We start from the raw sequence: 24,101 nt of genomic DNA, 5'->3' as shown, positions 1-24,101 counted from the left end.
ACGGCGGGCGTGGCGTCGGGGGCGTCAGGGGCGTCAGGGGCGTCGGGGGTGTTGGGGGCGTCGGCCGGCATCGAGCGTGGTGCCGGAGGCGGCGCCGGTGAGCCGGTACGGGAGGGGTTCACAGCTGGACCACCCGGACCACGCCCCACAGCAGTGAGCGGTCCTCGGCGGCGGCGCCCGGACCGGCCGGCCCCGGCTCGCGGATGCTGCGCAGCACGGCGACCCCGCCGGGTCGCACGGCATGGCGGACGGCGGCGCGCAGCCGGCGGGCGAAGGCGGGCCCGGGTCCGTCCAGCACGTTGGAGAGGGTGACCGCGTCGTAGTGCCCGGCGGGGGAGCGCTCCAGGTGTTCGACCACATCCGCGATGAGCAGGCGCACGACGGGGACGGCGACGGCGGCGTCGGCGGTCGCTACCTCTCGGGATGCGGCGGGCAGGTCCGGTGCCCCGAGCGGGTCGGGCCCGGGCCGCTCGCGGCCGAGCAGCAGTCGCCACGCCCACGGGTTGGCCGCGTTGGGGTGCCGGGCGAGCCCCCGGGCGAGCCGGGCCCGCAGCACGGTGTCGAAGCGGTGCGGAACGACGCAGCGGAACGCCGGCCGGAGTCCGACGGCCAGCGCCCCGGCCGGTCGGAGCGCGGCGGTGAGGAGCAGTCGGAGGCCGGGCCCGTCGAGGGTGCGCCGCCAGTGCTCGCCCTGCTCGGCCGGGTCGTCGAGACGAAGGAAGCGCTCCAGCTCGGACGGGCGCCAGGCGGGCAGCAACGCGCCGGCGGCGGCGCGTCCGGCGGAGAGGAGCCGCTCGGCCGCCCCCGCGACGGCCGGGGCGCCGTAGTGGAGCCGGGCACGGGCGTAGTCGAGCTGGGCGGGGTTGAGGTCGACGGCCGTCACCTGGTGGCCGGCGGCGGCCAGGGCGGCGGCGGTGTCCCCGGCCGAGGCGATGCAGAGCACCCGGGCACCTGCGCCGGGCGGGGGGAAGGCGGCCAGTTCGACCGCCGGGTCCTCGTACATCCGGCCGAACAGGATGCGCGGGCAGCGGGGTTGGACGGTCAGCAGTCGGCCCTCGGCCCACGGGGTGGCCGGGCGGGCGGTGGCGGTGGCGCTCATACGGCGGCCGCCTCGGTGCGGGCGGTGTCGGCGGTGCGCCCGTTGGTGGCTGTGCGGTCGTCGGCCGGTGCGCGGTGTGCGGTGGCGACCGTCCAGACCAGGGCGAGGAAGACCAGGTCCTGGACGACCAGTCGGCCCGGCTCGGGGATCTGGTCGGCACCGACGAGCAGCCCCCCGGTGTTGAAGGCGAGCACCAGCGCCGTCTGCACCAGCGCCGCGACCCGCGGTGCGTAGCCGCTCAGCACCCAGGCCCCGAGGGCCAGTTCCGCCAGCCCGATGCCGATCAGCAGCGCGTGGGCGGCGGCGTCCGGCAGCAGGGGCAGGCCCTCGACGATGGCCCGCTGGTCGGCGCGGCCGGGGAAGATCTTGCACCAGAGGCCCTCGTACCCCCACATGAGCGCAACGGCGAGGGTGGCGCAGCGGGTCTGCCAGGGTGTCGGCACGGCGGACGGTCCTTTCTGCCGCCGCCCGGGACGGGACGTGCGCCAGGGCGCGGCGGGGAACGGCGAAGCAGGCCGGAGCCCGTGATCGGGGCCGGTCGTCTCCGCTCCCGCCCATCATGGCGCACGACTTTGAACATGTTCAACTGTGGGTGTGCGGCTCCGCGCGTCGTGGCACGGGCCGTGGGGTTCGCCGGGGCCGCAGGCACCTCGTGCGCCTTGGCAGGGGCGGCGGTACTACGCTGGCGGCGCCGACTACTGGGGAGCGTCCGGGAACGTGTTTGTGAAGATCTGCGGTCTGAGCACCGCTGCCGATGTCGCCGCGGCCGTCGCGGCCGGTGCCGATGCGGTCGGGTTCGTGCTCACCGAGAGCCCGCGCCGGGTGGATCCCGGGCTGGCGCGGGACCTGGTCGCCGCGGTGCCCGAGAACGTCCTGACGGTGGCCGTGTTTCGGGAGGAGCCGGCCGAGTACGTGAGGGCGGCCGTGCAAGCGGCCGGGGTGCGGGCGGTGCAGCTTCACGGGAACCACCCGGCGGCCGCGTTCGCCGAGCTGTCCGACCTGGGACTGCCGCTGATCCGCGCCACGTCGGCGGCGAAGGCGGCCGGGGCGGACTGCGGGGATCTCGGCGAGGACCTGCTGCTGCTCGACGCGCCGGTGCCGGGGGCCGGGGAGCCGTGGGACTGGACCGAGCTGGGGGCGAAGCCGCCGGCCGGGAAGTGGCTGCTGGCGGGCGGGCTGAACCCGGCGAACGTCGGTGCGGCGATCGCGGCCGCGAGCCCCTGGGGCGTCGACGTCTCCAGCGGCGTCGAGGTCCGGCGCGGGGTCAAGGACCCGGCCCTGATCACGGCTTTCCTCCGGGCCGCCAAGTCCGCCTGAAGACAGGGGGCCCGGCGGCGCCGGCCATGCGGACGGCTGCCTTCCCGGCCCACCCCGGGGATCGCGGCGGTCGCCTCGGTGGCCGTGGGCCAACGCGCCCGGGCGACCTCAGTCCCCCGCCCACGGAGTCGCTCCCGGAAGACGGCCGCGGTGGCTCAGTCGAACCGGATGTGCTTGACCCCTGTCCAGGCTCGGCGAAGGCGCCCACGTAGCGCGCTTTCGGTGTTCGGGGCGAGCGTCAACCCGGAAGAGTCGGCGATGTGGTCGGCCACCTGAGGGATCGTGAGGTGATCGGTCCACAGATGCTCGGCGAATTCGGCCTCGCGCAGGCGCTCCAGGCACAGGTCGAGTTTCGACAGGGCGAAGCTTTCCCGGCGCAACGGTGCGTCCTTTCCGGCGACGAACCGCACGGTATGCCCGAAGCCACGCTCGTACAGCCGGCGCAACACCGTCCCGCGCTCGGCCAGCAGCGCGAAGTGTCGAACGTCATGGCCGTGCGCCCGCAGCCGGCCGACGGTCTCGCGGAAGCACGCCGGTTCCACCACCGTCATCGGCGCGATCACCACGCCGTCATGCTCGGCGAGAGTACGGTCCAGCACCTCGAAGACACCCTGCCGCCATGCGGGAAGGTCCTGGAAGTCCCCGCGCAGCGGCGGGGGCGTCATCCGGTGCAGACCGAAACCCACGTGCTCGGGGTCGCAGATCACGCTCCCGGCGAGCCGCCGCTGGATCTCGTGCGCGGTCTGTGTCTTCCCACCGCCGAAGGGGCCGTTGATCCACAAAAGCATGCCCAGAATCTACTGCGTCGATGCGGCAGCGGCGCCGGGCCCTCCCGGGCCGGGTCCGTCGGTGACCAAGCCCGAGGGGGTCCTGCTCCGCGCTGCTGCAGACTCACGCAGTGCGTGTCCGTCGTGCGGAGAAGAGCCAGTTACTCGATCTGCCGACTGCCTCCCGCAGGCCCTTGAATGCTCCGTGCCCGGCCGGAGTGTCTCCGGTCGGGCACGGTTCGGGCATGCTGCGGACGAGTCCCAGTTCGTTCCGAGGCGTGCCTCGGTCCCGCGGCCAGGGGGCGTCAGGCGTTCGGGTTCGTGCCCTGCTGGACCTTCTTGATCCGCTCCACCTCCAGTGCGGTGAACTGCTGCAGCGTCTTGTGGTCGCGCTCGTCCTCGTCCAGCTCGATCAGGGCCACGACCGTACCGACTCGCATCGCCATGACCGAGGCGACGGTCCCGCTCGGGGCGTCGCTCGACTCGGCGGGCCGCTCGAAGCCCTGCGACTGCTCGGCGGCCGCCTTCAGGGTGATCCGGCGCGCCTTGCTGTCGTCCTTCTCCAACGACGTCACCATCGCCTCGAAGACGGGGCCTGCATGCTCCGTGGTGTCGAAGGTCAGCAGGGTGAACCGGATGTCGTTGTCGGTGTTGGAGGCCATCTCGTACCGGACGGTCCCGCCCAGCTGGATACCCGAACAGCTGATGGACAGCTTCTTCCGGCAGTCGCTGGAAGCCTCGGCCTGCTCGATCACCTTCGGCGGCTTCGCGCCGGGGGCGAGCCGCCACCCCGAGGGGAGTGCGGCCGGGCTCGGCAGCGCGTCCATCACCTGGTCCGGCTGGGACAGCGCCACGTTGGCCCGGAACGCCGCCCCGCCGTCGCCGGAACTGCACGCAGTCGTTCCCAGCGCGAGCGCGGCGGCCGCGCCCGCCAGTGCGAGATTCCGCCCGTGCCGCATCAGCCTGTCCATCGTGGTGCCCCCGTTTCGTTCTTCACCTCGAAGATCATCGGCGGACATCAAATCACATGATCACCGGTTCTTCTGGCCATCCATCAGCGCCATGGGCCGAGGTCCGGACGGGCCGGCTGCACGATCCGGGTCAACCTCGCTTCCAGGTGCTGTGACCCGGGACGATTCGGCAGCCTCGGGCCCGTGTCGGTGGGGGAGCGTCCGCCCCGACAGGCCTTCGCTGCGGACATCGGTGCGCGTTCACGGCGTTGAGCGGCCGGGCCGGGACTCTTGGGGAGCGTCCGTGCGGAGGGCAGGCCGCTGCTACTCGGTGTCGTCGGCGCGGAGGGTCAGGTCGAGGAGGCCGGGGAAGCGGGCGTCGAACTCCTCGCGGCGCAGCCGGTTGAGCCGCTTCGGGCCCTGGTCGCGCTGCTCGACCAGGCCGGCGCCGCGCAGGACCGAGAAGTGGTGACTCTTGGCGGCCCGGCCGACCGGTACGTCGAAGTTGCTGCAGCTGAGCGCCCAGTCGGGGTGGGCGGCCAGGTCGCGGACCAGCTGGATGCGCACGGGATCCGCGAGCGCGGACAGGGCGGTGAGCAGTGGGACGTCGTCGGGGTGCGTGTGCACGGGCGCCGAACGGTGACTCGCGCCTTCACTCTGGTCCGACATTGCGATGCCCTCCTCCAGCCAGTGTTCGATGAGCATCTTACAGTGCTAGTGTTCGCTTCCGGTTGAACACTCATGGAGAGGTGGTTCTGCGCATGCGTGCGGTCGAGTTCCAGGAGTACGGCGGTCCCGAGGTGCTGCGGATCGTGCAGACCGCGGCACCCGAGCCGGGCCCCGGCCAGGTGACCATCGAGGCCGTCTGGGCGGGGGTGAACTTCGCGGACGTGAAGGCACGCGCCGAGGGGTACCGGGTGGCGTCGTTGCCCTACCGTCCGGGCCTGGAGGTCTCCGGGCGCATCCGGGCGGTCGGGGCGGGCGTCGAGGGTCTGCGGGCGGGGCAGGAGGTCGCGGCGCTCGTCGACGGCGGTGGCTACGCCGAGGTGGTGCTCGCGGAGGCCGCGCGGGTCTTCCCGTTGCCCGACGGGCTGGACCTGCGGACCGCGGCCACGCTGCCGACCGTGCTGCCGACCGCGCACGCCCTGGTCCACGAGGTGGGGCGGTTGCGGGCCGGGGAGAGCGTGCTGGTGCACGGCGCGGCGGGAGGCATCGGCACGGCGGTCGGGCAGCTGGCCCGGGCGGCGGGCGCCGGCGCGGTGTACGGCGTGGCCTCCAGCGACGCCAAGGCCGACTACGCGCGCAAGCACGGCTACGACGAGGTGTTCCGACCCGACACCTTCGAGACGGACGTCCGCCGCGCGACCGGTGGCCGGGGCGTCGACCTGGTCCTGGACCCGGTGGGCGGGGACACCCTGCGCCGCGGCCTGGAGGCCTTGGCCGTCTTCGGCCGCCTGGTCTCCTTCGGCAACGCCGGCGGCGCCGCGCCCTGGCAGGCCGGTCAGGGCGAGCTGTACGCGCAGGGCCGCTCGGTCGGGGGCTTCTCCGTGCTGTCCCTCGCCCAGTCCGCACCCGACGCGCTGCGTGCGCTCACCGACCACGCCCTGCGCACCGTCTGCGACGGAACGGTCGTCCTTCCCGTCACCGAAGAGTTCCCCCTGGCGGACGCGGCCGGCGCGCACCGGCTCATCGGCGGACGCACGTCCACGGGCAAGCTGCTGCTGCGCATCACCGACTGACGGCCGACTCCGGCACACGACGGGTCGCCCACGAATCGCCATGGCCGGGCGTCGTGGGGCCGATAGGGTCCGATGCCGTGCAGCACGAGGAATCCGACGGCGATCCGGTACGTCGCAGGCTCGACACCCTGGTCGAGCGGTTGAGGCAGGACCTCGACGGGGTCGCCGGGGTCGAGGAACGGGACGACGGATGGTTCTGGGACGTTGCCGTCCGTCCCGAGCGTGCGGGCCCGCTCGGCTTCTCCTGGCTGGTACCGGGCGGCTCCGCGGGCATCGTCCTCGGAGTCGACGCCGGGGGTGTGAGGTGGGAACTCGGCCGGTCTGTGGAGGAGCTGGATCTCATGGCGGCAATCGTCGATGCCCTTCTGGCGGGCGACGCCACGGCCGTCTTCGCCTCAGGTCGGTGCGAGGTGACGGTGGCCCTAGCCGACGGCAGCAAAGAGGTGCAGAGCAACCGTGACCTCCCCTCCGGCTGCCTGCCGCTTCCCGGGTGGTCACGTTGGGGGCGACGTGTCGACTACGAGCCCTACAACCCGTCAGCAGATGCGCCTGGCCGATGACTGGTCGACCTGTCCGTCTCCAGCGGGCTTCGGACGAGCCGAGCCCGAGCCCGCTGCCGGCTCGGACCCGCGCACCGGTACCGGGCGGCCGGGCTGCGCCCTGCTCGACTCCTGACGTCGCCGTGTGGGAACAGTGGGACCCGTGGCAAGATGCCGGTATGTTGATCCGAAAGGCTGATGCCGCGTAGGCGTCCCAAGGGGCTGCGCGCGGAACGTTGGCGGCCCAGAAGAGGTGTGCCGGTCCGCCGGATCCGCGGTGTGTCCGCAGCGACTCGCGTAGCGATCCGACCGGCGGGGTCGACCGTCGTGGGCCCCGGGCCGGCCACGAGCCCGTACTGGCTCAGGCGAGCCAGTGGCCGTCGCGCATCAGGTCGCGGCCCGTCAGTTCGTCGGCCTCGCGCCAGGCCTGGATGCGGCGGGGCGTGATGCGGAACCAGCGGTACGGCGTGGCCAGGGTGCGCGGGTCGAAGCCGGTACGGGCGGCGAAGCGGTCGCCCCGCTCCGCCGGGAGCGCGGAGAGGTCGAGCACCTCGACATCGCCGTCGATCATGGTGACGTCGCGGGTGGCACCGAGGCCCAGCCGGACGGTCCGCGAGGCGGCCAGGTTCCGGCCGGTCGGGCTGGCGGTGGGGGTGGCGACCAGCAGCGTGGCACCGTCCCAGTCGAAGGACAGCGGCACCAGGTACGGCATGCCCTCCGTCGAGGCGGTGGCCACCCAGAGGTCGACGTCCCCGGCGAGGCGGCGCTCGGTGTCGCGGCGGCGTCCGGCGCGGGAACGCGGTCCCGGGGTCGTCGCCGTCTCGGTGCTGTGGGCGGACGTGGCCGTCATGCTGGCTCCTGTGGAGGTCGGTCGGGTGGGCCGGTGCGTTTCTCGCCTCCGGCCCCGTTCGCTGTGGTCACAGCCTCTCCCGACCCGGGCACGCACCACATCCGTACCGACCACGGAATGTCCTACGGACGCATCACGCAGCACCGTCCACCAACGCAGGGGGTTTGCCGGGTATTGCTGCACCGGGACGTGGCACTCCGGACGGAGGCGGCGGTGCTCGCCGAACCGAACCGCACCCGGCCGACCCAACCGGGCCCCGACCCAACCGGGCCCCGAGCCCGGGCCCCGACCCAACCGGGCCCCGAGCCCGGGCCCCGAGCCCGGGCCCCGAGCCCGGGCCCCGAGCCCGGGCCCCGATCCCCCGAGAACGCGTGCGGCCCGCCGCGCGGCGCGCAGCGGGCCGCTCCCCGGCGGTGCTACAGCGTGTGGACCAGGTGGGTGGTGAGCAGGCGGGTGAAGCGGGCCGGGTCGGGCAGGTCGCCGCCTTCGGCGAGCAGCGCGCCGCCGTACACCAGCTCGGCGATCTCCGTGAGGGCGGGGTTGTCGGGGTTGGCCGCGTGCGCCGTCCGCAGGGCGGTGATCAACGGGTGCGTGGGGTTGAGCTCCAGGGTCCGCTTGACCGGGGGCATCTGCTGCCCCGTCGCCCGGTACATCTTCTCCAGGGTCGGGGAGATGTCGTGGGCGTCACCGACGATGCACGCGGCGGAGGTCGTCAGCCGCGAGGACAGGCGCACCTGCTTCACCTGCTCGGACAGGGTCGTGGTCAGCCACGGCAGCAGGGTGGCGAAGTCGGCCTCGCGCTTCGTCTTCTCGGGGTCGGACTCCTGGTCGCCGTCGGCCGGTTCGTCGAGGTCGACCTGGCCCTTGGCGATGGACTGCAGCCGGTGCCCGTCGAAGGCGGGGATCTGGTCGGCCCAGATCTCGTCGATGGGGTCGGTGAGGATCAGGACCTCGTAGCCCTTGGCGGTGAAGGCCTCCATGTGGGGGGAGTTCTCCACCGTCGCGCGGGTCTCGCCGGTCAGGTAGTAGATCGTGTCCTGGCCGTCCTTCATGCGCTCGACGTACGCGCGCAGGGTGGTGGGCTTCTCCGCGTCGTGGGTGGAGGCGGCCGACACCAGCTCCAGCAGCGCCTGCGAGTTGTCGGTGTCCTCGACCAGGCCCTCCTTCAGCACCCGGCCGAACTGGTCCCACAGCCGGGCGTAGCGCTCGGAGTCCTTGGCCTGCATGTCCTTGATCGCGCCCAGGACCTTCTTGACCAGGCGTCGGCGTACGGCGCGGATCTGGCGGTCGTGCTGCAGGATCTCGCGCGAGATGTTCAGCGACAGGTCGTGGGCGTCCACCACGCCCTTGACGAAGCGCAGGTAGTTCGGCATCAGCGCTTCGCAGTCGTCCATGATGAACACCCGCTTGACGTACAGCTGCACGCCGCGCTTGGTCTCGCGGGAGAACAGGTCGAACGGCGCCTGCGAGGGGATGAACAGCAGCGCCTCGTACTCGAAGGTGCCCTCGGCGCGCATGTGGATGGTCTCGGCGGGGGCGAGCCAGTCGTGGCTGATCTGCTGGTAGAACTCGTTGTACTCGGTCTCGGTCACCTCGTTGCGCGGGCGGGCCCACAGCGCCTTCATCGAGTTGAGCGTGTCGACTGTGGGCGTCGTGGTCCCGTCGGCGTCGGTGCGCTCGGCGGCCATCCGGATCGGCCAGCGGATGAAGTCCGAGTACTGCTTGACGATCTGGCGGATCTTCCACTCGGCCAGGTAGTCGGCCAGGCCGTCCTCGCTGTCGGCGGGCTTGAGGTGCAGCGTGACCGAGGTGCCCACCGGCAGGTCGTCGACGGCCTGGATCTCGTAGGTGCCCTCGCCGTCGGACTCCCACCGGGTGCCGGCGTCGGTGCCGGCCCGCCGGGTGCGCAGGGTCACCTTGTCGGCGACCATGAACGCGGAGTAGAAGCCGACGCCGAACTGGCCGATCAGGCTCTGTGCCGTGGCGGCGTCCCGGGACTCCTTGATCTTCTCCAGGAGGCCGGCGGTGCCGGACTTGGCGATGGTGCCGATCAGGTCCACGAGGTCGTCCCGGCTCATGCCGATCCCGTTGTCACGGACGGTCAGCGTGCGGGCGTCCTGGTCGACCTCCAGGGCGATGTGCAGGTCGGAGGTGTCGGCCTGGACGGTGGAGTCGGCCAGCGATTCGAGTCGCAGCTTGTCCAGTGCATCGGAGGCGTTCGAGATCAGCTCGCGCAGGAAGATGTCCTTGTTCGAGTAGATCGAGTGGATCACCAACCGGAGCAACTGACGGGTCTCGGCCTGGAATTCCAGCGTCTCGACACTACTGGCCACTCTGGGGTCCCCTTTCGGGACGAAGGCGATGGTTGACGGATGCGGCACAGGGTCCTGGTGGATCCTTGTGCGCACCACGATGGTAGGCGGCCGGACGGCTCGCCTGCTGATCCTGCGTCAGCCGACGGCCGCCGGGACGGCCGCGCTCACTCGCCGCGAAGCTCCTCGATGACCGGGGCGAAGGCCTCCATGGCGGGCTCCACGACGGTGATGTACGTGAAGCCGTACCGCTCCCGCTGCGCCCGGAGCTGGTCTGCCATCTGCCGTACCGTGCCGATGAGGAAGGTCGGCAGTTCGAGGGCCTCGTCCTCGGTGAGGTCCGGGATGGTGAGGTAGGGGATGCCGCCCAGGGCCGGCCACAGGGCGGCCCGGCGGTCGTTGGTGGGTACGACCATGTAGATCAGGAGGTTCAGCTCGGCCGGCTCGGCGCGGTCGGCGGCGAAGCGCCGGTACGCGGCGACGCGCTCCTCCAACTGCGCGGCTGTGAGCATGATCGGCTTGCCGTCGGTGTCCGCGCGCCCCCCGGTGAACGCGGCGATCTCGGCGTGCCGGGCGGTCAGCTTCAGGACGCGGTCCCCGTTGCCGCCGACCAGGAGCGGCGGGCGAGGCCGCTGCAGCGGCTGCGGCGCGAAGTCGCCCGACCCGTACAGTTTGTCCAACTCCTCGATCGTGCGCTGGAGGTGGGCCACGCGCTCGCCGGGCGTGCCGAAGGGCAGGCCCGCCGCGTCGTGCTCCGCCTTCATGTAGCCGGTACCGAGCCCCAGTTCGAGGCGGCCGTCGGTGAGCTGGTCCGTGGTGGCGACCTCGCGGGCGAGCAGCGTCGGGTTCCAGAAGCCCGAGTCGAGCACGAACGTCCCGAGCCGGGGGCGCTCGGTGGCGTCGGCTGCGGCGACCAGGGAGGGGAACGGCGCGGGCCTGCCCAGGTGGTCGGCGACCGTGATCACGTCGTAGCCGAGCAGCTCCGCCCGGCGGCACTTCTCGCGCCACTCCTCCCTCGCCGCCGAGGTGAGCAGGGTGACGCCGAAACGGAACGAGCGGGCCATGAATGCTCCTTGCGTGTGGATGGAACGGCTGCGCCCGCGCCCAATCGGCAAGCACCGCCGGCCAGTCCATCACTTGGGGGTGATCTCCGCCAATGGAACATGAGTTCGATGTGGGCACACCGTGCCCCTCGGTCAATGCCGCGGGCTCCACTGTCCTGTCTCGGTGAAGTTCGACCGATCTCAACGGAGTTTGACCAGCTAGAGCTTGTCCGGGCGGTCAACGGCATAGAGGGTCGGGTTGTGAAGGTATCCATCGACAGTTGCGCTGTCGTCACAGGTGGCGTACGCGGTGCCGCCAATGACCTCGGCTACCTGCAGGGTGCGTTGCGGGAACCGCACGGGACGGCTTCGTCGGCCGGTTGCCGGATCGATCAGCACCAGATCGGAGTTGGCGTTCCGAGGGGCGAAGCACCACGGGCCGGCCACCGGCACGGCCGCCCACGTCTCGGGCATGACGTCGCGCAGGTCTTCCGCCTCCCACAGGGGGCTGCCGGTGCGGATGTCGATAGCACGGTTGCCGACGCCCTGGGGAATCATTCTCAGCTGGAGGGCGGTGCCTGTCATCCGCACCACGCGGGCATTCGCCGCGGTCCACAGGCGGCGGCCGTTGGCGAGGCTCCAGGCGGCCACCTCGGTTGCATCGGATGACTTGCCGACGACAAGGCCGTGCTCGGGGACGATCTGGCCGTTGGCCTTGAGCGGTGCGAGGACCTTGCCGTCGGCGGCGGTGACGACGTGTATTTCGTCTTGTCCGTTGAAGTAGATCCTGCCGTCGGCGGAGCCAGCGATGGTCTGGTCTTCGCTGCTGGAGCTGGTCGGGTAGGTCCACAGCTCCGTGCCTGTGTCCGGCGCGATGGCGAACCAAGCGCGCTCGCTGTTCCTGGCCAGCAGCAGGCCGGTGGCCGGCTTCAGACCCGTCAAAATGTCCAGGTCTCCTGGGAGCTGGTATGTCCAGACCACCTTGCCGTTGGAGGGATCGAGGCGCCAGAGATGCCGGGCGAACGCGACGTACAGGGCGGTCCCTGCGGCGGCGATGTGTGTACCGTCGCTCACTTCGCCACCCCCGACATGCAGGGAATGCGACCAACGGATCTGGCCGGTGCGGATGTCGAGGCACCGCACCTCCTTGGACTCGACGACGGTCAGCACGGAGTCCGTGGAGAGGGCGAGTGCGTCGCCGCGGATCAGCTTGGTGCGGTCGGGGAACTGCCACAACATGGCACCCGACTGCGCGTCCCGGAGAACGGCCCCCTCGGCGGTGCCCGACATGAGGACAGAGCCCACCTGACCGAGCACGTACCGCTCGGGCGAACTCCATCGGGGCTGTGCCTGCTGGACAGCGGCACCGGTGGATTCACCCGACGATGCACCGCTGCCTTTTCCCCTTCCCCCGTCGTCCATGACCTTCGGCACGACCACGGCGGTCGCGCCACCCGTGACGACGACACCCACCCCTATCAGTACCGTCCGCCTGCTCACCTTCCGACTGCCTCCGGTGGAGGCGTCGCCGGGCACGCTCTGCGGAGCGGGCGGGAGCGCGGGGCGTGGGGGTGCACCTGCAGTGGCCTGCGAGCCGAGGAGTTCACCCACCGCGCCGAGCCTCGCGGCAACCTCCGCCGCCGACGCCGGCCGCTGTCCAGGCAGCTTCGCCAGAAGATCGGAGACCAGAGTGTCGAGCTCCGGGGGGAGGCCCGGCCGAGTCCTTGACGGCGGCTCAGGGATTTCCGAAGCGTGCGCGACCAGCTGGGAGATTCGGTCGCGTTGCCCGAATGGCGGATTTCCGGTGAGGAGTTGGTGGAGCAGGCACCCGAGGGAGTACAGGTCTGACTTCGGGCCGATGTCGCGGCCACGGGCCTGTTCCGGTGACATCCAGGGCGCGCTTCCCATCACGTTGTCCGTCCGGCTCAACTGTTCGAGCCCGAGGGCGGGGTGGAACCAGGCGATCCCGAAATCGAGAACCTTGACGGTTCCGTCGGGGGTGAGGATCGCATTCGCGGGCTTGATGTCGCGGTGAACGATTCCGCGCTCATGGGCGAACGCGAGGGCGGCGCAAACCTGTCGGGCCCAGTGCACGGCACGCGCAGGGGAAGGCACGCCGTCGCCCGCCAGGACCTGGTCCAGGGGCCGGCCCTGGACCAGCTCCATAACGATGAAGAGCGTGTCACCATCCTGGCCAAAATCGTGCACGGTGACGACGTGCGGACTGTCGGACAGTCCAGCCGCAGCCCGAGCCTCGCGCTGTAACCGGGCCGCCGACTCCGGCGACACCCCCGGACCGGCGGCGATCGTCTTGACGGCCACAGGACGGTGCAGCACTAGGTCCTCAGCCCGCCAGACCACTCCCATACCGCCAGAACCGATCCGCTCGCTCAGCCGGTAGCGCCCCGCCAGCATGCGACCCATCACCCTGGTCCCCCGAATCCGTCGTATCGGCTCCCAGCGTAGGAGCACCATCCTCCTCATGCCCAGACCGACCGCCCGAGAGGTGACCGGCCCGGATCATCCTGCCTAGTCTGCGGTGCAGCCCCAGTAGCCGATCTCGGTCAAGTCGCCGTCCCGGTACAGCACTGCGCGGTGGCCGATTCCGCGGCGACCGGCTCCAGCAGTCTGCGTAGTACGCGGGACCGGCCGGTCGAACCTCATCGAGATTCGTCAAACTTCGATGAGACCGGACATCCACTGCGCGGGGGCTTTCGCCCGCCGTGCCGTGGAGCCCGGTGCGGAGTGGTGTGCGTAGTGCGGTGCGAGTGCTGCGGCGTCAGACCAGTGCGACGACCAGCAGGGCGAACGCGGTGACGATGACGGCGACGCGCAGGTAGTGGAGCCGGTCCCAGCGGCCGAGCTGCTGCCGCCAGTCCGCGGGGGCGGTGTCGCGGGTCCACTGGGCCGCACGGGAGTTGATCGGGACGAGCAGGGCGATCGACATCAGCACGCTCAGCACCAGCAGGCCGGCGGCGGCGACGACGAGCCCCGTGCCCGCGTCGCCCCACGCGGTCACCGCCCAGGTGGCGCCGAGCAGGACCGAGCCGATGTACCAGAAGGGCATCACCCGGCCGAGGGTGCGGGCGCCGTCGCTGCGGGCGGCGAGCCCGCCGTTGTCCGGCAGCCGGTCGAGGATCGGGTTGACGAAGACCGCCACCGCGAACTCCACGCCGACCATCAGGCCGACGACCACCACGGTGACGACGGACAGTGCGTTCTGCATGTTCCCCTCCAGGCCTGACAGTGAACCTAGCGGCGCTAGGTCATGACTCAATGCTAGTCGGATCGGCGCTCGAATGTCTAGCGCCGCTAGATTCGCGAGCCGCGGCCACCTGGCCCCGGTCGCCGCTCGGCCCCCGGGGGAGGGGAAGATGAGTGGGCACGTCCACGACGAGCCGCGGGGGAGCGGCCATGAGGATCGAACACGCGTCACCCAGCCCACTGCTGCGGCCCCACATCGACCGCTACTGGTGGTGCACCGCCGACGCGCAGCCGCTGCCCAGGCTGCTGCCCGGCACCGGCGGGGAGCTCTGGATCCGTACGGCCGGGGCGATCGAGGCCCGGGCGGACGGCGATCCGGTGCCGCGACCGCTGCCGGACGCCCACCTCGTCTGCCTGCGGCGCACCCGGTGGACCCTCGCCGCGCGGGCACCGGCCGCGTTCGTGGCGGTCCGCTTCCGCGCGGGCGCGCTGGGCCGGTTCATCGGGGTGGGAGTCGACGCCGTGGCCGACCGGGTGGTCGACGCGGAGGAACTCTGGGGCGCGGCTGGCCGCCGACTGGCCGAGGAGGTGCGGTGCGCCGCCGGGACCGCCGCCCAACGCGCCGTGCTGGAAAGTCACTTGACCGGGCTGCTGGCCGCGGGCCGGGCGCCCGCGCCCGCCGTCGACGCGGCCGTCCGGCTGCTCTACCACCGGCCCGCCGAGCTGCCCACCGGCCGGCTGGCCGCGCACCTGGACGTCAGCCCCCGGCTGCTGCAGCGGCACTTCCCGGCCGTGGTCGGCGCCGGGCCGAAGGAGTTCCAGCGCATCGCGCGGTTCCAGCGGCTGACGCGCAGCCTCCTGCTCGCCGGTCGGACCGACTACCTCCCCGCCGCCCTGGACGCCGGGTACTTCGACCAGAGTCACGTCATCCGCGAGTACCGGCGCATCGGCGGCGACCGCCCGTCCGTCCTGCTCGGCGGCGGGCTGTCGCATTTCTACTACGAGCCGCTCGACGGCCCCGGCCAGAATCGCGTTCGACCGGATCGCCGATGACCGGTCGCCGTCGACCGGAGGAGAAGGACCCATGACCGTCGTCGTGGCAAGGCTGCAGGCCCGGCCGGAGCGGGTGGCCGAGCTGGCGGAGTCGCTGGCCGCGCTGGCCGAGCAGACCCGGAAGGAGCCGGGCGCGCTCGGCTACGCGGTCTGCGGACTCGACGACGGGGAGTTCCTCGTCGTCGAGCGGTACGCGGATCGCGCGGCCTGCGACGGGCACTTCGCCGCCGCGTACGTGACGGAGCTGCTGGGGCGCTTCCCGGAACTGCTCCTCACCGACCCGCAGGTCGAGATCGCCGACCCGCTCGCCGGGTTCCACCGGTGACGTCCAGCGGTGAGTCCAGCGGTGACGTCCAGCGGTGACTCCCACCGGGCGACCCCCACCGCGCACGCCGCTCGGGACGGCCGAGCCGCCGTCACCCGTCCCCTCCGGGCCCGGACCCCGGCCCGGACGCCGGCCCCGGCCCACCCTCCCGCTCCCAGGAGCGGTACGCCTCCACCGCCGTCGGCAGCGTGGGGAAGATCCGGTCGCGGCCGACGGACTCGGTCAGGCCGTACGCTTCGAGGTCGTCCATCAGGTCCTGCTTGACCCGGGCCAGCGCGAACACGATCCCGCGGTCGGTCAGTTCGCGCCGCAGGGCGTCCACCGAGTCCAGCGCGGTGATGTCCACCTCGACGTTGGCCTCGGTGTTGAGCACGAACCACCGCACGGGCGCGGGCTGCTCCGTCACGGCGGCCAGTGCCCGGCGCCGGAAGTCGTCGGCGTTGGCGAAGAACAGCGGCGAGTCGTACCGGTAGACCACGAGCCCCGGGACGGTCCGCGCCCGCGGGTAGTCGTCGACGTCGTGCATCCCGGCGACGCCCGGCACCAGGCCCAGCACGGCGTCGTGCGGCCGGGCGACCCGGCTGAGCAGCTCGGCCACCGAGAGGCCCACCGCCACCAGCACGCCGTACAGGATGTCGAGGGCCAGCACGCCGGCCAGGCAGCCGACCGCGAGCAGCAGTTCGCGGCGGCGGAAGTGCGCCAGCCGGCGGAACCCGGCGACGTCGATCATCCGGATCGCCGCGTACACCACCAGGGCGCCGAGCACGGCGTCCGGGGTGTCGCGCAGCAGTGGGCCGAGGAACAGCAGCACGGCGACCACCACCAGCCCGGCCGACAGGCCGTAGACCTGGCTCCGCCCGCCCGCCGACTGGGCCAGGGCCGTCCGGCTCGCGCTGCTGCTCACGGGGAAGCCCTGGAAGAACCCGGCGCCGAGGTTGACCGCGCCGAGGGCCAGCAGCTCCTGGTTGGCGTCCAGCCGCGTCCCGCCGCCCGCGGTCCCGCCGCCCGCGGTCCCGGAGGCCGTGGTACCGGTGCCCGACGGCTCGGTGCCCGACGCCTCGGTGCCCGTGACCTCGGAGTCCCTGGGCTCGAAGGCCCGCGCGGTGAGGATGAAGTCGGTGTAGCCGACCAGCAGGATGCCCAGGGCGGGCAGGGCCAGTCCGCGCAGGTCGGCGAGGTCCGGCGCCTCCGGGCGGGGGAGCCCGGCCGGGATCTCGCCGATCACGGCGAGGCCGTGCTCGCCGAGCGAGAAGGCCGCCGAGACCGCCGTGCCGAGGACGACGGCCAGTAGCGGCCCGGGGAGCCGCGGGGCGAAGCGGGCCACCAGGAGGAGCAGCAGCAGGGTGGCGGCGCTGAAGCCGAGCGTGGGCAGGTCGACCTCGGAGAGCTTCGACAGGAACGACGCCAACTGGGGGAAGAACCCCTCGCCCTCCACGTCCACGCCGGTGAGCTTGGACAGCTGGTCCACCATCATGATCAGCGCCACGCCGGCCAGGTAGCCGATCAGCACCGGCTGGGAGAGCAGGTCGGCGACGAAGCCCAGCCGGGCCAGCCAGGCCAGTACGCAGAGCAGACCGACCACGACGGCGAGCGCGGCGGCCAGCTCGGCGTAGCGGGTGGGGTCGCCGTGGGCCGCCGGCGCGACCACGGTGGCGGTCATCAGCGCGGTCGTCGACTCGGGCCCCACCGACAGCAGGCGCGACGAGCCGACGAGGGCGTAGAGCACGATCGCGGGCAGGATCGCCCACAGCCCGGCGACCGGCGGCAGCCCGGCGACACTGGCGTACGCCATGACCTGCGGCACGAGGTAGGCCGCGACGGTGACCCCGGCCACCAGGTCGCCCCGTAGCCGGTCCCGCCGGTAGTGGCGGAGCCGTGAGAGTCCCGGCAGGGTCGGCACCACGCGGCGCCACCCCTGCCCGGGGGCATCGGCAGCCATCGGTCTCCTCTCCGTCACCCGCCCGGCGGCCCGGCCGTCGGAGAGCCGTCCGCGTGGGCCGGGTGGGCCGGGCGGACGGCACAGGGCCGGGCTCAGGCCCCCACCGTCCCGGCCCCGACCCCGTCCCGGCCCCGCCCCCCGGGACGCGTAGCCGGGAGCCGGGCGCCAGGAGCCGGGAACCGCCGGCCGCGGGCCGAAGGGGCGGGGCCGGGCCGTCGGAGATCGCGCGACGCGGTGTGGTGCGGGCCCGTCGGACCGGTCCAAAGGGCCATCATCGGGGAAGGAGGAGTGGGGATGGGGGAGGAGGAAGGAGTCGCAGATGGTGTCGTCGGGGTATTCCCGCGCTCGGGTGCTGGCCTGGCTGGCTCTCGTCGCGGTCGCGGGCTCGTTCACGGTGCTGGCCGCCGCCTCGGGCGCGAGCGCGCTCCTGGTGGTGCTGGTCGGTGTGGTCGGGCTGGCCGGTGCGGCGGCCGGGCTCTGGCTCGCGGTGTCGCGCCGCGGGACGGTCCGCACCCTGGGCGTGCTGCTGGCGGTGTGCGGCCCGGCCGCCGTGCTGGCGGCCTGCACCGCGGTGGGGCTCTGGACGGAGGCGCTGGCTGCCCTGGTGCTCTGGACCGCCGGGGGAGCGTGCGCGCGCTGGGCGGTGCGCCAGGTCCGGCCGCCGCGCCCGATGCGTGCCATCCGCAGCCGGCGGCCGGACCGGCCGGTCCTGATCATGAACCCGCGTTCGGGGGGCGGCAAGGTCGGCCGCTTCCGACTCGCCGAGCGGGCCGAGGCGCTCGGCGCCCGGGTGATCCTGCTGGACACCGCCGGGGGCGTCCGACAGGACGTCACCGAACTCGCCCGTCAGGCGGTGGCGCAGGGGGCCGACCTGCTCGGGGTGGCCGGCGGCGACGGCACCCAGGCCCTGGTGGCGGAGGTCGCGGCCGAGCACGGGCTGCCGTTCCTGGTCCTCCCCGCGGGGACCCGGAACCACTTCGCGATGGATCTCGGCCTGGACCGCGCCGACCCCTCCCGCACCTTGGCCGCGCTCACCGACGGCGAGGAACTGCGGGTCGACCTGGGCCGGGTGAGCGGCCGGCCCTTCGTCAACACCGTCTCCTTCGGGGTGTACGCGCAGGTCGTGCAGAGCCCCGAGTACCGCGATGCCAAGGCCGGTACCGCGCTCGACGCGATGCCCGACCTGCTGCTCGGCTACTCCGGGGCCCGGCTGGACGTCCGGGCCGACGACGCCCGGCTGGCGGCCCCGCAGGCGGTGCTGGTCAGCAACAACCCGTACGCCGGACCGCAGCCGCTCGGCGGCGCCCGCCGGCCCCGGCTGGACCTCGGCACCCTCGGTGTGGTCGGCATCCGGGTGGAGAGCGCCGCCCAGGCGGCGGAGGTCGCGCTGCGCGGTACCAGGGCGGCCGGGCTCGACGTCCTCACGGCCCGCCGGGTGACCGTCCGGGCGGACCGCCCGACCATCCCGGTGGCGGTCGACGGCGAGGCGCTGTCGCTGCCCGCCCCGGTCGACTGCGAGATCCGGCCCGGCGCGCTGCGGGTGCTGGTCCCGCGGGACCGGCCGGGCGTGCCGGTCGTACGTGAGCGCCCCGACTGGCGCTGGGTCGTGGCGCTGGCCCTCGGCCGCCCGCTGCCGACCGGTCAGACGCCCGCGGCCGACGAGCCACCCCCGGCCGACGGGACGTCCCCGACCGACGAGCCACCCCCGGCCGGCCGGACACGGAACGGCTGACCGGATGCGGAACGGCCGGCCGGACACGGAACGGCTGACCGGGTGTGGAGCGGCCCGGCGACAGCGGCATCGCGCGCGCCGTGTCAGGCCTGCACGGTGGGCCGGACGACGATCTCGCTGACGTCGACGCCGTCGGGCTGTTCGATCGCATAACCGATGGCGGAGGCGATGGCGGAGGGGGGCATGGCGATCTCGTCGCGCTGCCGGACGGCGGCGGCCGCCGCCTCCGGACTGCCTCCCTTGCCCACGCCCTCCGTGTGGGTGAACCCCGGCGAGACCAGGGTGACCCGCAGGTCGGGCCCCGACTCCTGCCGCAGGCCCTCGGTCAGCACCTTCACCGCCGTCTTGGTGGCCGCGTAGACGGCCTGAGGAGGCTTCACGACGTAGGCCGCCGTGGAGCCGACGTTGACGAACTGGCCGGAGCGCTGCCGCCGGAAGACGGGCAGCGCGGCCCCGATGCCGTTCAGCAGGCCGGTGATGTGGGTGGCGACCATGGCGTCCCAGTCGTCCTGGCGCAGTTCGTCGAACGGCGAGATGGCCATGGTGCCGGCGTTGGAGACCAGGACGTCGAGTCGGCCGAAGTGGTCGAGCGCCGTGTCCGTCAGGCGCTTGAGGTCGTCGCGGCGCGTGACGTCGACGACGACCCCGACGGCCGAGCCGCCCTGCTCCGTGATCCGGTCCACCACCTCGTTCAGCCGGTCCTCCCGCCGGGCCCCGAGCACCAGGCGGGCCCCGCGTTCGGCGAGGTGGGTCGCCGTGGCCGCTCCGATGCCGCTGCTGGCGCCCGTGATCGCGACGACCTTGCCCTCGATACCTGACATGATCAGCTTCCCTTTCCGGGGTAGGCGCAGTTCAGCGCCTTGTCTACAGCGAAACCGGGGGCGCCCCCACTTGGCTCAGGCTAAGTGGAGGTGCCCCCGGTTAGCAAGCGGGGCAGCGTTGGACGGCGCCTCGGGGCCGCCCGTGGCGACGGGGACGCGGGTCGCCCGGACGCCGCGGGCTCGGACACTGCACGCCCGCGCACCGTCACGCCCGCGGAGCGCACCCCCGCGAACCGTCACGCCCGCGGCCCCTCGGACCTCGCGCCCCCGCCTCCTCGCCCCAGCCGCCTACTTGCCCCGGCCCCTACTCGCCCTCCGCCTCCGCGGCCGGCAGGCGGCCCGCACGGATCGCCGTCAGCAGGGCCGCGTGGTCCCGCTCGTTCTGGTCGGCGTAGGACTCCGCGAACCGGACCAGCGCCCGGTCGAAAGCGTCACTCTTGCCGAGGTAGGCGGCGATCGCGATCCGGTCCCCGGAGCGCGCGTGCGCCCGGGCCAGCGTGGCGCCGCATAGCTCGCCGAACGCCCCCATGCCGCGCGGCACCATGTCCTCAGCCACCGCGATGCCCTTCCAGTCGCGCAGCTGGCGCACGTAGAAGTCCCGGGTCCGGCCGTCGATGCCCTCGACCCGCTCCCAGCCGAGGAAGATGTCGCTGGTCGCCTGCATCAGCCGCTGACCCGACACCACCCGCTCGCCCTGGTTCCGGTACTGGCTCGCGCCGACGTGCGCGGCGAGCACGGACTCGTCGGCCTCCTTCGCCTGGAGGAACAGCGGGTCGTCGTCGTCCCGGCCGAGCAGCAGGAAGATCCAGCAGCGGGTGCCGACGCTGCCGACGCCGACGACCTTGCGGGCCACGTCCACCAACCGGTAGCCGGAGAGCAGGTGGCGGCGGTCCGAGGAGAGGGTGTGGCCGTAGCGCCCGACCAGCCCCTGGAAGAGCGTCATCAGCGCGGACTGCTCCAACGTCGGCAGGAAGTCGGTGAGCGGGACGAGCAGCGGGGGGTCCGCGGCGATCCGCACCTGATCGCCCACCACCTCGGTGAGCTTGCCGAAGGCCTGCAGGCTGTCCCGGGTCCGTGCTTTCGCCATGGCCTGGTCGAGGCCGCGCAGCCCGTGCCGGGAGACCCGTCCCTCCGCCAGCTCCCGCAGCCGCTCGGCGTCCATCCGGGTGTACCAGACGTCGAGGTTGTGCATGCCCGCGAACCGGCGCATCGCCTCCCGGTACGAGCGGACGGTCGCCCCCACGATGGCCGCGCGCTCCGCGTCCTCGAACCCGTTCGCCCGGGCCGCGATCACCAGGCTGGACGCCAGCCGCTTCACGTCCCACTCCCAGGGGCCGGGCAGGGTCTCGTCGAAGTCGTTGATGTCGAAGACCAGCTGGCGCTCCGGTGACGCCAGGAGCCGGAAGTTCAGCATGTGGGCGTCGCCGCAGAGCTGCGTCCGGATTCCGGAGTCGGGGCTGCCCGCGAGGTCGGACGCCATGATCGCCGCCGCGCCCCGGTAGAAGCGGAACGGGGACTCGGACATCCGGCCGTAGCGGATCGGGATCAGCTCCTGCACCCGCCGGGCCGACTGCGCCTCCAGGATCGCCAGCGGATCCGGCCGCTGCGGGCCGGGTTGGTACTCGGCGTGGGCGGAACGGGGCGCCGTCCGGCGCGCCGCACGGCCGAACGCCGCGCGCTCCGCGGGGGTTGCGTGCTCCACCGACCGAGGCTGGTTCTGGCCCATCGACGACCTCCCTGGTCACTGCCGGCCGACCGGGCCGACGGAGCCCCGACGGGCGGGAAGCCCCGGGGGTCGGCCACCATCCTCCGATCATCGCCGCGGCCGACCGATCCGGCCTGCCGGGGCGGGGGCGGTTCGGGGCCGGGCCGGTCCGGGGTGCGGGGGGCCGCCGCAGGGCTGCCCGACCGGGCCTTCGACCAGGTCGGGCCACCGGGCCGGGCACTCGGCCCCGTGACGCCGGGCGCCCGGTCCCTTGACCCGGCCGGGTACGCTCGTCGGGTGAACTCCTACTGGCACGTCGTCCTGCCACCGCTCGGCGCCTGAGCGGGCGCACCTGCCGACGGCTCGACCCGCGGGCCCGGCCGACCCCTTGAGGCGGCCCCTCGCGACTCCGGACGCCCCTTCCCGGGCGGACCGGCCTGGGCGCCCCTCCCCGGGCGGCCCGGACCGCTGCCGTGCGCCCGTTGCGAAACCAGCTCCCACCGACGGTCTCGACAACGGAAGTTCACACCTGTGTCCCACCACACCCCCACCCAGGCACCCGCCTGCTCCGACGCCCCCACCCACCCGAACACCCGCCCCGCCCCCGGCGGGACGTCCCCCACCCGCCCGAGCACCCGCCGCGTCCTCGGCGGGCCGGCGGCGGTGGTCGCGGCCGCCGTGCTGTGGGGCACCACCGGGACGGTCGGCTCGCTGGCCCCGTCCGGCGCCCCGGCGGCCGCCGTCGGCGCGGCCGGCCTGGCCCTCGGCGGCCTGCTGCTCCTCCTCTCCGCACCCGGGTCCCGCACGCTGCCGAAGCGGTGCACCGGCGCCGAACGCCGACTCCTCGTGCTGGGGGCGCTGGCGGTGGCCGGTTACCCGGTGACGTTCTACCCGGCCGTGGCCCGCACGGGCGTCGCCGTGGCCACCGTGATCGCGCTCGGCAGTGCCCCCGTCCTGACCGGCCTGCTGGCCTGGCTGACCGGGCAGGCCCGGCCGACCGCCCACTGGGTATGTGCCACCGCCGCGGCCGTCGTCGGCTGCGCCGCGCTGGTCCTGGGGCCCCTGGCGGGAGGCGGCGGTATGCCCGTCGACCTCGGGGGCGTCGTCCTGGCGGCCCTGGCCGGCCTCTCCTACGCGGTGTACTCGCTGGTCGGCGGCCGGCTGATCGCCCGCGGTCACCCCTCGGGCGCGGTGATGGGCGTGCTGTTCGGCGGAGCGGCACTGCTGGTCCTGCCCGTCCTGCTGTCCGGCGACGCGGGCTGGCTCGTCTCACCGCGCGGCGCCGCCGTGGCGGGGTACCTGGCCGCGGTGACGACCTTCCTCGCCTACCGCCTCTTCGGGCACGGGCTGTGCCACACCACCGCTCAGACCGCCACCACGCTGACCCTGGCCGAACCGGCGGTCGCGGCCGTCCTCGGGGTGGCCGTGCTGGGTGAGCGCCTGCCGGTGGAGTCCTGGTGCGGACTGGCCGTGCTCGGCGCCGGGCTGGCCGTCCTCGCCCTGCCCGCCGGGGCTCGCCGCCGTCGGCGCTGACGGGTCGGACCACCTGTTCCGTCCTGGCCCGCGGTGGGCCAGGATGGCCGGGTGAACCTCGAAGTCGCACTCGCCGGTGACCGCCGACCGGATCCCGGAGCGCCTGCGGATCGCGCCCGGCGAGCAGGCCGCCTTCTACTCCTGGGCCGCGAGGATCGCGGACCTCGGGCGACACCCGGATGCAACCGACGACGTGAGTGAATGATCCTCCCGAAGGCCGCATCGGGTTCGCGTTCCCGGCCGTGCGTAATTCGAGTGACGGTCGAACTGGGGTGCTGATAGCTTCCGGGACGTGGCAAAGCTGAACCAGATCATCGCCGTCGAAAAGGGCGTCAAGTCGAAGTCGTTCCAGGAGCTGACGCAGGCTCATCAGGACCTGCAGAAGCCCGCGTTGCTCGCCGGCATCTCCCGGACGTACCAGCCCAAGGACGAGGAGGGCGAGCAGCTGCCGCCCGAGTCCACCCGGGTGCAGGTGAAGGCCGAGGACGTGCTGCGTTCCACCGCCGCGACGCTGACCCGGCTGTTCGACGTGACCGCGACCAAGGACTGGGCCAACACCGAGGCCCGGGCGGACGTGGTGGTCGACGGGCGGACGCTGGTCGCCGGCGCGCCGGTCACCTACCTGCTGTTCCTGGAGAAGCAGCTGACGGACCTGCGGACCTTCGTCCGGAAGCTGCCGGTGCTGGACGCCGCCGAGGCGTGGAACCACGACGCCTCAACCGACTCCTGGAAGACCGAGGCGGTGCGCACCATCCGCACCAAGAAGGTCCCGCGCAACCACGTGAAGGCCGAGGCGACGGAGAAGCACCCGGCGCAGGTCGAGGTGTACTACGAGGACGTCGCGATCGGGTACTGGACGACGGTGAAGTTCTCCGGCGCCCTCCCGGCCCGGCGGGTGAACGAGCTCCTGGAGCGGGTTGAGAAGCTCCAGCAGGCCGTCCAGTTCGCCCGCGAGGAGGCCAACGGCGCGGACGTCACCGACCGCCGGGTCGGCGACGCGGTGTTCGGCTACCTGTTCGGGTAGCCCCATGATCGCCCCCGGGTGAGACCGGGGGTGGCGCGAAGAGCGCAAGCTGATACTGAGGTTGAAGCTGACATCGGGGAACAGGTGGAGGTTCGAGTCCTCCCCCCGGTACCACGCGCCGGGGTGGCCCAACACGGCAGAGGCAACCC

At 73.0% G+C, this 24,101-nt stretch carries 22 protein-coding genes and 1 tRNA gene; 10 read left to right on the top strand and 13 right to left on the bottom strand.

Translation table 11 applies throughout. The features are described 5' to 3' along the window. Positions 1-118: 118 nt before the first annotated feature. Both RMN57_RS02885 and RMN57_RS02880 read right to left on the bottom strand, forming a co-directional pair. Positions 119-1,099: a DUF3419 family protein gene (locus RMN57_RS02885; RefSeq protein ID WP_313761756.1), complete on the bottom strand. Its 981-nt coding sequence runs from the start codon at positions 1,097-1,099 to the stop codon at positions 119-121. Continuing rightward, positions 1,096-1,542, bottom strand: coding sequence for a DoxX-like family protein (locus tag RMN57_RS02880; RefSeq protein WP_313761755.1), 447 nt, complete (start codon positions 1,540-1,542; stop codon positions 1,096-1,098). Before RMN57_RS02880 ends, RMN57_RS02885 begins: the two co-directional genes overlap by 4 nt. A 274-nt stretch (positions 1,543-1,816) precedes the next feature. Between RMN57_RS02880 and RMN57_RS02875 the strand changes: the two genes are divergently transcribed. Beyond that, positions 1,817-2,416 (top strand): phosphoribosylanthranilate isomerase, encoded by a 600-nt coding sequence (locus RMN57_RS02875; RefSeq protein WP_313761754.1) that lies wholly within the window; start codon positions 1,817-1,819, stop codon positions 2,414-2,416. 155 nt (positions 2,417-2,571) lie between these two features. Here the strand turns inward: RMN57_RS02875 and RMN57_RS02870 are convergent, their stop codons facing one another. The 3 genes from RMN57_RS02870 to RMN57_RS02860 form a co-directional block, all read right to left on the bottom strand. Beyond that, the gene (locus RMN57_RS02870) at positions 2,572-3,204 is read right to left on the bottom strand and encodes an AAA family ATPase (protein WP_313761753.1); all 633 of its coding nucleotides are present in this window, start codon (positions 3,202-3,204) and stop codon (positions 2,572-2,574) included. A 284-nt stretch (positions 3,205-3,488) separates the two neighbouring features. Then, on the bottom strand, positions 3,489-4,154 hold the full coding sequence (locus RMN57_RS02865) for a hypothetical protein (RefSeq protein WP_313761752.1): 666 nt from the start codon (positions 4,152-4,154) through the stop codon (positions 3,489-3,491). 303 nt (positions 4,155-4,457) lie between these two features. After that, positions 4,458-4,838, bottom strand: a complete 381-nt coding sequence (locus RMN57_RS02860; RefSeq protein WP_313761751.1) for a helix-turn-helix transcriptional regulator — start codon at positions 4,836-4,838, stop codon at positions 4,458-4,460. Positions 4,839-4,894: 56 nt separating this feature from the next. Here RMN57_RS02860 and RMN57_RS02855 point away from each other — a divergent pair, with 56 nt between their 5' ends. Both RMN57_RS02855 and RMN57_RS02850 read left to right on the top strand, forming a co-directional pair. Next, positions 4,895-5,872 carry a zinc-binding dehydrogenase gene (locus RMN57_RS02855; protein WP_313761750.1) on the top strand — a complete coding sequence of 326 codons (978 nt, stop codon included), beginning with the start codon at positions 4,895-4,897 and terminating at the stop codon, positions 5,870-5,872. A gap of 77 nt (positions 5,873-5,949) precedes the next feature. After that, positions 5,950-6,432: a hypothetical protein gene (locus RMN57_RS02850; RefSeq protein WP_313761749.1), complete on the top strand. Its 483-nt coding sequence runs from the start codon at positions 5,950-5,952 to the stop codon at positions 6,430-6,432. A gap of 340 nt (positions 6,433-6,772) precedes the next feature. Here the strand turns inward: RMN57_RS02850 and RMN57_RS02845 are convergent, their stop codons facing one another. From RMN57_RS02845 to RMN57_RS02825, 5 genes are all read right to left on the bottom strand, one after another. Further along, positions 6,773-7,261, bottom strand: a complete 489-nt coding sequence (locus tag RMN57_RS02845) for a pyridoxamine 5'-phosphate oxidase family protein (protein WP_313761748.1) — start codon at positions 7,259-7,261, stop codon at positions 6,773-6,775. A 416-nt stretch (positions 7,262-7,677) separates the two neighbouring features. After that, positions 7,678-9,594 (bottom strand): molecular chaperone HtpG, encoded by a 1,917-nt coding sequence (gene htpG / locus RMN57_RS02840; protein WP_313761747.1) that lies wholly within the window; start codon positions 9,592-9,594, stop codon positions 7,678-7,680. 146 nt (positions 9,595-9,740) lie between these two features. Continuing rightward, positions 9,741-10,637 (bottom strand): TIGR03621 family F420-dependent LLM class oxidoreductase, encoded by an 897-nt coding sequence (locus RMN57_RS02835; protein WP_313761746.1) that lies wholly within the window; start codon positions 10,635-10,637, stop codon positions 9,741-9,743. A gap of 198 nt (positions 10,638-10,835) precedes the next feature. After that, a complete protein-coding gene (locus RMN57_RS02830) occupies positions 10,836-13,040 on the bottom strand; it encodes a serine/threonine-protein kinase (RefSeq protein ID WP_313761745.1) in 2,205 nt (734 codons plus the stop codon). A gap of 355 nt (positions 13,041-13,395) precedes the next feature. After that, positions 13,396-13,842 carry a DUF1772 domain-containing protein gene (locus RMN57_RS02825; protein WP_313761744.1) on the bottom strand — a complete coding sequence of 149 codons (447 nt, stop codon included), beginning with the start codon at positions 13,840-13,842 and terminating at the stop codon, positions 13,396-13,398. Between the two features lie 188 nt (positions 13,843-14,030). Between RMN57_RS02825 and RMN57_RS02820 the strand changes: the two genes are divergently transcribed. Continuing rightward, positions 14,031-14,873 (top strand): helix-turn-helix domain-containing protein, encoded by an 843-nt coding sequence (locus RMN57_RS02820; RefSeq protein ID WP_313761743.1) that lies wholly within the window; start codon positions 14,031-14,033, stop codon positions 14,871-14,873. 31 nt (positions 14,874-14,904) lie between these two features. Beyond that, positions 14,905-15,198 (top strand): putative quinol monooxygenase, encoded by a 294-nt coding sequence (locus RMN57_RS02815; protein ID WP_313761742.1) that lies wholly within the window; start codon positions 14,905-14,907, stop codon positions 15,196-15,198. Positions 15,199-15,289: 91 nt separating this feature from the next. Here RMN57_RS02815 and RMN57_RS02810 read toward each other — a convergent pair whose 3' ends face one another. Continuing rightward, a complete protein-coding gene (locus RMN57_RS02810) occupies positions 15,290-17,137 on the bottom strand; it encodes a SulP family inorganic anion transporter (RefSeq protein WP_313761741.1) in 1,848 nt (615 codons plus the stop codon). Between the two features lie 319 nt (positions 17,138-17,456). Here RMN57_RS02810 and RMN57_RS02805 point away from each other — a divergent pair, with 319 nt between their 5' ends. Continuing rightward, positions 17,457-18,869, top strand: a complete 1,413-nt coding sequence (locus RMN57_RS02805) for a diacylglycerol kinase family protein (RefSeq protein WP_313761740.1) — start codon at positions 17,457-17,459, stop codon at positions 18,867-18,869. 83 nt (positions 18,870-18,952) lie between these two features. Here RMN57_RS02805 and RMN57_RS02800 read toward each other — a convergent pair whose 3' ends face one another. Together RMN57_RS02800 and RMN57_RS02795 are read right to left on the bottom strand one after the other, a co-directional pair. Continuing rightward, positions 18,953-19,690: an SDR family oxidoreductase gene (locus tag RMN57_RS02800; RefSeq protein WP_313761739.1), complete on the bottom strand. Its 738-nt coding sequence runs from the start codon at positions 19,688-19,690 to the stop codon at positions 18,953-18,955. A gap of 304 nt (positions 19,691-19,994) precedes the next feature. Further along, positions 19,995-21,416, bottom strand: a complete 1,422-nt coding sequence (locus RMN57_RS02795; RefSeq protein WP_313761738.1) for a DUF2252 domain-containing protein — start codon at positions 21,414-21,416, stop codon at positions 19,995-19,997. 510 nt (positions 21,417-21,926) lie between these two features. Here RMN57_RS02795 and RMN57_RS02790 point away from each other — a divergent pair. The 4 genes from RMN57_RS02790 to RMN57_RS02775 all read left to right on the top strand — a co-directional run bounded on the left by RMN57_RS02790 (position 21,927) and on the right by RMN57_RS02775 (position 24,066). Then, positions 21,927-22,928, top strand: coding sequence for an EamA family transporter (locus RMN57_RS02790; RefSeq protein WP_313761737.1), 1,002 nt, complete (start codon positions 21,927-21,929; stop codon positions 22,926-22,928). A gap of 76 nt (positions 22,929-23,004) precedes the next feature. Then, positions 23,005-23,133, top strand: a complete 129-nt coding sequence (locus RMN57_RS02785; protein WP_313761736.1) for a hypothetical protein — start codon at positions 23,005-23,007, stop codon at positions 23,131-23,133. A gap of 87 nt (positions 23,134-23,220) precedes the next feature. Further along, positions 23,221-23,952, top strand: coding sequence for a hypothetical protein (locus tag RMN57_RS02780; RefSeq protein ID WP_313761735.1), 732 nt, complete (start codon positions 23,221-23,223; stop codon positions 23,950-23,952). 23 nt (positions 23,953-23,975) lie between these two features. Continuing rightward, positions 23,976-24,066, top strand: a tRNA-OTHER gene (locus tag RMN57_RS02775). Positions 24,067-24,101 lie beyond the last annotated feature (35 nt).

The sequence above is a fragment of the Kitasatospora sp. CM 4170 genome (assembly GCF_032110285.1).
Taxonomy (GTDB): domain Bacteria; phylum Actinomycetota; class Actinomycetes; order Streptomycetales; family Streptomycetaceae; genus Kitasatospora; species Kitasatospora aburaviensis.
The sequence above is the reverse complement of the archived record's forward strand: the minus strand, read 5'-3'. Positions and strand labels throughout refer to the sequence as shown.